Annotated in this window: 7 protein-coding genes; 5 read left to right on the forward strand and 2 right to left on the reverse strand. The window is 60.4% G+C overall.

The genetic code is table 11. From position 1 onward, the window contains the following. Window positions 1-121: 121 nt before the first annotated feature. Window positions 122-625 (reverse strand): ACT domain-containing protein, encoded by a 504-nt coding sequence (locus ACT3HL_RS16830; RefSeq protein WP_445087915.1) that lies wholly within the window; start codon window positions 623-625, stop codon window positions 122-124. A 39-nt stretch (window positions 626-664) separates the two neighbouring features. After that, window positions 665-2,413 carry an AAA family ATPase gene (locus ACT3HL_RS16835; RefSeq protein ID WP_445087916.1) on the reverse strand — a complete coding sequence of 583 codons (1,749 nt, stop codon included), beginning with the start codon at window positions 2,411-2,413 and terminating at the stop codon, window positions 665-667. Window positions 2,414-3,167: 754 nt separating this feature from the next. On the opposite strand from ACT3HL_RS16835, the gene ACT3HL_RS16840 reads away from it, so the two are divergent. The 5 genes from ACT3HL_RS16840 (at window position 3,168) to ACT3HL_RS16860 (ending at window position 6,498) form a co-directional block, all read left to right on the forward strand. Next, window positions 3,168-3,809: a GTP-binding protein gene (locus ACT3HL_RS16840; RefSeq protein ID WP_445087917.1), complete on the forward strand. Its 642-nt coding sequence runs from the start codon at window positions 3,168-3,170 to the stop codon at window positions 3,807-3,809. Between the two features lie 5 nt (window positions 3,810-3,814). Further along, the gene (locus ACT3HL_RS16845; protein ID WP_445087918.1) at window positions 3,815-4,204 is read left to right on the forward strand and encodes an OapB/ArvB family protein; all 390 of its coding nucleotides are present in this window, start codon (window positions 3,815-3,817) and stop codon (window positions 4,202-4,204) included. 276 nt (window positions 4,205-4,480) lie between these two features. After that, entirely contained in the window at window positions 4,481-5,431 is a 951-nt protein-coding gene (locus tag ACT3HL_RS16850; protein ID WP_445087919.1) for an OapC/ArvC family zinc-ribbon domain-containing protein, read from the forward strand. 128 nt (window positions 5,432-5,559) lie between these two features. Then, the gene (locus tag ACT3HL_RS16855; protein WP_445087920.1) at window positions 5,560-5,649 is read left to right on the forward strand and encodes a hypothetical protein; all 90 of its coding nucleotides are present in this window, start codon (window positions 5,560-5,562) and stop codon (window positions 5,647-5,649) included. A 42-nt stretch (window positions 5,650-5,691) separates the two neighbouring features. Beyond that, window positions 5,692-6,498: a DUF7089 family protein gene (locus ACT3HL_RS16860; RefSeq protein WP_445087921.1), complete on the forward strand. Its 807-nt coding sequence runs from the start codon at window positions 5,692-5,694 to the stop codon at window positions 6,496-6,498. Window positions 6,499-6,595: the final 97 nt, after the last annotated feature.

The raw sequence follows: 6,595 nt of genomic DNA on the forward strand, positions 1-6,595 counted from the left end.
GCACGAGCGGTCGACGTCTGGTTGTACCGCGACCGGCCGAGGTCCCACCAGCACGCGAGTGGCCGAATTCCCGTCAGCACGTGAGCGACCGAGACCCTACTATAGCACGCGAGCGGTCGGCTCACGCGATCGAGATGCGACGGACGAACTCGAACGCCGAGAGTTCGTTCAGGAGCGCCCCCGGAATCGGGTCGTCGGTGACGACGTAGAGTTTCGGCTCGTCGGTGAACTCCGGGTCCTCGCTGATCGTCTGCCGGATCGAGATTCCGTTGTCCGCGAGGAGGGTGGTCACGGCCGCGACGATTCCCGGCTGATCGGCGTCGTTCGGCTCGATCGTCAGCACCGAGAGGTCGAGGACGGGCGCGAGATCCATCAGGCTCGGAATCGACGAGATGTTCTGAAAGATGCGTCTGAGCTCCTCGTCTTCGAGGATGGCGGTGGTCGTCGAATCCACGACGCGGCGGTCGACGTCGATCTCGCGGGCGATTCCCGTGTTCGGGATCTCGATGCCGCCGGAGACGACTCGTCCGTCGTTGTTGACGGAGAAGCCGCGTTCGAGAAGCAGACGGATGACCGCCTGCTGACTCGGGCTTCCCTCGAATTTCTCCATTATTTCGTCGAACATATCGGGGTGGGATAGCGTGACAGTTGTCGAGTGGTCGTATCAGTTGTCGAATCGGGCCTGCACGAACGGCTGTGCGTTTTCGATGTCGCCGAGTCGGGAGTCCGAGAGGAGCACAGCCTCGGTCTCCTCGATCGGGACGGACAGCGAGATCTCCTTTGTGCGCCCGTAGCGCCCCTTCGAGACGACGACGGCGTTGACGATGCCGAGCATATCGAGTTCGGAGATGAGATCGGTCACGCGGCGCTGCGTGAGGATGTCGGCATCGATCTCCTCACAGAGGCGCTTGTAGATGTTGAACACCTCACCGGTGTTGATGTTGTGAACGCCGTTTTTCTCGAGCAGGATCGTCGAGAAGAGGACGATCTTCGACTGCGTCGGGAGCGTCCGGACGACTTCGACGACGCGGTCGAGTTCGATCTTATCCTGTGCCTGTCGCACGTGCGCCTCCTCGACGGTGTCGGCCTGTCCGCGCTCTGCGAGCTCACCCGCCGTCCGCAGGAGGTCGAGCGCGCGCCGGGCGTCACCGTGTTCCTGTGCGGCGAAGGCGGCACACAGCGGGATGACGTCGTCGGTGAGCGCGTCGTCTTTGAACGCGACGTTCGCGCGGTGCTGGAGGATGTCCCGGAGTTGATTCGCGTCGTACGGCGGGAAGACGATCTCCTCCTCGCCGAGGCTGGATTTGACCCGCGGATCGAGAAAGTCCGTGAACTTCAGGTCGTTCGAGATCCCCATAATCGAGATCCGGGAGTTGTCGAGTTCGGAGTTCATCCGAGAGAGGTTATACAGCGTGTCGTCGCCGGATTTCTCGACGAGCTTGTCGATCTCGTCGAGCATTATTACGACGACTCGCTCCCGATAGTCGACAGCGTCGAAGAACGTGGAGTAGACGCGGTCGGTCGGCCACCCGGTCATCGGAACCGGCTCCATCTCCTCGCGGTCGGCGTCGAACCGCTCGATCTGACCCTCGACGTCGGCGACGGTGTCGAATTTCGTCTCGGCGAGCAGGGTCGGGTTTTCTTCCGCGCGCGAGCGGAGACCCCGTAGTTCGTCGAGTTCGGCGTCGATTACGTCCTGATTTTTCTCGATGAACTTGTTCGCGAGCTGAGCGAGAACGCGATACTGCGTGTCAGTCACCTCGCAGTTGATATACTCCACCTCACAGGGGACATCGTACTTCTTCGAGGTCGACTCGAGCTCTTGGCTGACGAACTTCGCGCTAGCGGTTTTCCCGGTCCCCGTCTTCCCGTAGATCAGGATGTTCGAGGGCGTCTCGCCTCTGAGCGCCGAGACGAGAATCGTCGCCATCTGGTTGATCTGTTCGGTCCGGTGTGGGAGTTCGTGGGGCGTGTACGAGGGACGGAGAACCTCCTTGTTTTCGAATATGGGCTCCCCGGAGAGGAGGTCGTCAAAGAGCCCCTGACTGTCGCCGTCGTCGTCGAGGACAACTTCGTCGAGGCCCAAATCGGGGGACCCCGAAGCGTCATTAGAGGGGGTTGAGCTGGTGTCATCGGCGTCGCTAGCTACGCCCGAGTCGGAATTGGTCTCGACCTTCGTCTCGATCGCGTCCGCATTAGCCAGCGGTGTCTCGATATTGCTCGATCCTATGCTCTCTTTGATGTCGACATCCTCCGCAGTCGTCGGTTCATTTTCTGCAGTCGTCTCTCTGTTTGCGGCGGGAACGCCCTCGGATCCATCACGCTCACCTTCGGATCCACTCTGGGTCACTTTCGTCCCCCCGATTGGACCGCTCGAGTCATCCTCCTCGTTTGATTCCGTGTCTTCGTCCATCGATGTACCCCCCAATTTCGACTGGAGATCACGCCCCGAAACCGAGAGATCGGGTAGTCTGTTGCGAGATAAACCGATTTTAGGCTATCTCCGAATGAAGACGTGTCCAGTTGATGCAGCCGAACCAGAGGAACACGTGGTACAAAAAACTTGTCTATTATTATTCCACCGACAATAGACGCTGATTCCATCGGCCGGAACAGAAAATATAACGATCGTAAATTATTATTTCGATTCTAGTAGTTGCGAAATATAATTAATCTCATTCTTAGCCTCATTCTACTAATATCCAGATTATATTTAATAACTACTGTCGGGTGAACAACCAATCCTGCACTAGCCCCCCACCCCTTCGTTTCGGGTGGAACACGTACAAAGGGGGTACCCCGGTGAGAACGACAACTTAGATAGCGGCACACTTATTACTAAGTACGAAAAACCAAATCCGTACTGCATTATTGTCTTCTTACTAGATGGAAATGTGTAGGTAATATTACTTTTCTACAGCTCATCAGGCGCGAAGATCTCGCTACCCCCATCACCGTCGGATTGTTCCACCCGAAACGAAGGGGTGGGGGGGTTCCCGTGTACAGACCTCGCCGAGAATTGGGCCAACCGATAGTGAAGCGAGCGAACGAGACTCCGAAGTGGAAACACACCAGTAGGCCGTCTGACGCAGTGTTTAAGTGAACACGGGAATGTGGTACCTCCATACGCCCTCCACGACCGGAATCGGGAGGCGCGGGAGGCCAGGATGGGACTGTTCACAGATCTTAGAGACAGCATCTCACGGGCCGTCGACCGGATGTTTTCGGACGCCGAACCGAAGCGGATCGGAATCTACGGGCCACCGAACGCCGGAAAGACGACCCTCGCAAATCGAATCGCACGTGATTGGACGGGTGACGCCGTCGGACCCGAGAGCCACATCCCGCACGAGACGCGCCGCGCGCGCCGAAAGGAGAACGTCGAGATCGAGCGCAACGGCAAGACGGTGAGCATCGACATCGTCGACACGCCGGGTGTCACGACGAAAGTCGACTACAAGGAGTTCCTCGAACACGACATGGAGAAAGACGACGCCGTTCGGCGATCGCGAGAGGCCACCGAGGGCGTCGCCGAGGCGATGCACTGGCTTCGGGAGGACGTCGACGGCGTCATCTACGTGCTCGACAGCACGCAGGATCCGTTCACGCAGGTGAACACGATGCTCATCGGCATCATCGAGAGTCAGGACCTCCCGGTGCTCATCTTCGCGAACAAGACCGACCTCGAAGACTCGAACGTCCAGCGCGTGGCGAACGCGTTCCCACAGCACGAGACGGTCCCGCTGTCGGCGCTGGAGGGGAACAATATGGACGAGGTCTACGGAAAGATCGCGGAGTACTTCGGGTGAGCGAGATGCCGGAAGTCACACCCGGAGACGTCGGAAACGGCGTCCAGATCGATCTCATTAGCGGCGCTCGAATGGACGGGCTGACGAGTATGGAGAAGATCAGGCTCATCCTCGACGGCGTCCGCGAGGGTAACATCGTTATCTTAGAGGAGGGGCTCTCCCCCGACGAGGAGTCGAAGCTCATCGAGGTCACGATGACGGAGATCAGCCCCGACGAGTTCAACGGGATCGAAATCGAGACCTACCCGCAGACCGGCGGCGGAAACCAGGGGTTCATCGGCCGTTTGATGGGTAAGGAGTCGACGAAGAAGCTCACCGTCATCGGCCCCGCGAACCAGATCGAAACGCTCCATAAAGACGAAAACCTCATCAGTGCGCTCGTCTCGAGGAAGTGATCTCAACGTGAACAGAAGCGACTCCCGCGTGATCGGATCCAACCCTCGAAACGTGATCGGATCCAACCCTCGAACGGTCGGAAACGATCACCGTTTGACGGAAAATGATCGCGGCTCGATGAGGAATGACCGCCGTTCGACGAGGAATGACCGCCGTTCGACGAGGAATGACCGCCGTTCGACGAGGAATGACCGCCGTTCGACGAGGAATGACCGCCGTTCGACGGGAAACCGTCCTGACGCGACCCGACGGACGCGAGCCCAGTAAGTACACAGATGCCTCACGAATGCACCAACTGCGGACGAGTGTTCGCCGACGGGTCGAAAGAGATGCTGTCGGGCTGTCCGAACTGCGGCGGAAACAAGTTCCAGTTCCGTCCCTCGTCGGCAACACCATCGGAGTCGACCGAACCGGCGAACGCGTCCGGGACTGATTCGCCGTCGACCGAACCACAAACGACAGACCCATCGTCGTCAACAGCGTGGAGTGGGAGTGCAGACCGCGCGCTCGACGACCGACCGGATACGCCGACTGAGACACCAACTTCTAGCGATCCGTCACAGGCAGACAGACGGGGAGAACCCCCCTCTCCGGAGGGACCGGAAGGAACTGACTCGTCTCGACAGTGGGTCAGCCAACGTCGGGAGGACGCGTCGTCGCGTGGACGGTCCGACGAGCGCGAACAGTCCGATGACCGCAAACCGTCCGATGAACCCGCACGCACGGGTGCCGCCGACACGCGCGAAGGCGGCACCGCTCCACGCGAAGGCGGCACCGACTCAGGCGATCGCGACACCGGCTCCGACCGAGCGGGTGCGTCGACGTCTGTCGACGATCAAGCGATCGAAGACACAGCACAAGCGAGCGCGCGGAGCGATGTCGTCTCTCCGGACGAACTCGCCGCTGCCAGCGCTTCGCAGCCCGACAGTGACGCCCCCGAACCGGAGCAGTCACCACGCAACGCCGGCGACCGACCCGCGACCGACAGCGAGGGCCGGGTCATCGAACCGTCGAGCGAGGAGCGCCCCGGTCTCGACGAACTCCGCGAGGAACTCAACGAGCAGTTCGAGAGCATTCGGATCGTCGCTCCCGGCGAGTACGAGCTTAATCTGATGGAGTTGTACGATCGGACCGAATACATCATCTCGCTGCAGGAGGACGGCCGCTACGTCATCGAAGTCCCGGACACGTGGGATACGACGCCTGACGAACCGGAGCGATCGTGAGCATCTCTCATTGACGAACAGATTGAGACGCTTCGTCGACGAACAGATTGAGCATCTCTCATTGACGAAGTGAGAAACCCCGGCGACGGATTGAAGCCTTTAAGCGCCCGCGCTGAAAGAGTGCCACTATGAGTCAAGCGACCAAGATCGTTCTCGGTACTATCGGGGTGTCGGCCGTCCTCGCGATCGCAATCATCTTCGCACTCGCCTTCGGCTGATCGAGACCTGCAACTGATCACATCCCGATTCTTATTTGGGGTATGTTCGATCGAAGCGAGCTCACAGACGATGTCGAGGCCGTTCGAAACGCCCACGCGCCCGAGGCTCTCGTTCTCGATACGGCCGCGGACTTCGAGACGATCCCACCCGCCGCCGCGGAGGATCTCGGGCTCTTCGTCGATTCGCTCGACCCCGCGACGTACCCATCCGAATGGCTCCCCCACGACGCTCCGAGCGCGCTGGTCGCCTACGCCGGCTCCGACTTCACCGTCGGGATGCCCGGTGACGGCACTGTGGTCTGGACCAGACAGACGACGCCGCCGGTCGTCCTCGTCAAAAAGCGTGCCGACGGGACCCCGACGGAGTTCCTCGATTTCCTCCTCTCGGAGGCGTTCGTCCAACTCGGGACCGGGGCGCCCGAGCACTTCCTTCCGTTTTTCGAGTCACAGTACCGCGACCTCGACGAAGCTGTCCCGCTCGGCCCCGCAGCCGTCTATCAGATCGCGGCGGCGCTCTACGACGCGTGGCTCGGAATTCAGACCCGCGAGGCGTTCGCCGCGTGGGAGGGGATACGACCGCGCCTGTTCGACGCGTGGATCGATGCCGGCGACCGACTCGAAGGCCGGCTCTCGGGGCTTCCACGCGAGGTCGCACGGGGGCAGACCTCCTTCGCGGCGGCGACCGAGTACGCCTGTTCGGCGATCAAACATCGCCTCGACCTTCCCGCGCCGTTCGCTGCGCTCGATACGCAGGCGTTCGTCGAGTACGGGCCCGAGTACGGCGTCCGATGGGCGCAAAAGACGTTCGAGAAACTCGAAGCAGACGCCGATTCAACGGAATCAGTGTGATAGGTCACCCGCGGGTTTGAGTGTTCTCTCACCCGCAAGGTCAGCGTGTTCTCTCACCCGCAAGGTCAGCGTGTTCTCTCACCCGCAAGGTCAGCGT

This window comes from Halobellus sp. GM3 (assembly GCF_052545375.1).

Excerpts from the sequence above, each read along its gene's own strand:
- ACT3HL_RS16850 (WP_445087919.1), top strand. The coding sequence starts at position 4,481 with ATGCCTCACGAATGCACCAACTGCGGACGAGTGTTCGCCGACGGGTCG.
- ACT3HL_RS16855 (WP_445087920.1), top strand. The coding sequence starts at position 5,560 with ATGAGTCAAGCGACCAAGATCGTTCTCGGTACTATCGGGGTGTCGGCC.
- ACT3HL_RS16835 (WP_445087916.1), bottom strand. The coding sequence starts at position 2,413 with ATGGACGAAGACACGGAATCAAACGAGGAGGATGACTCGAGCGGTCCA.
- ACT3HL_RS16845 (WP_445087918.1), top strand. The coding sequence starts at position 3,815 with ATGCCGGAAGTCACACCCGGAGACGTCGGAAACGGCGTCCAGATCGAT.
- ACT3HL_RS16840 (WP_445087917.1), top strand. The coding sequence starts at position 3,168 with ATGGGACTGTTCACAGATCTTAGAGACAGCATCTCACGGGCCGTCGAC.
- ACT3HL_RS16860 (WP_445087921.1), top strand. The coding sequence starts at position 5,692 with ATGTTCGATCGAAGCGAGCTCACAGACGATGTCGAGGCCGTTCGAAAC.
- ACT3HL_RS16830 (WP_445087915.1), bottom strand. The coding sequence starts at position 625 with ATGTTCGACGAAATAATGGAGAAATTCGAGGGAAGCCCGAGTCAGCAG.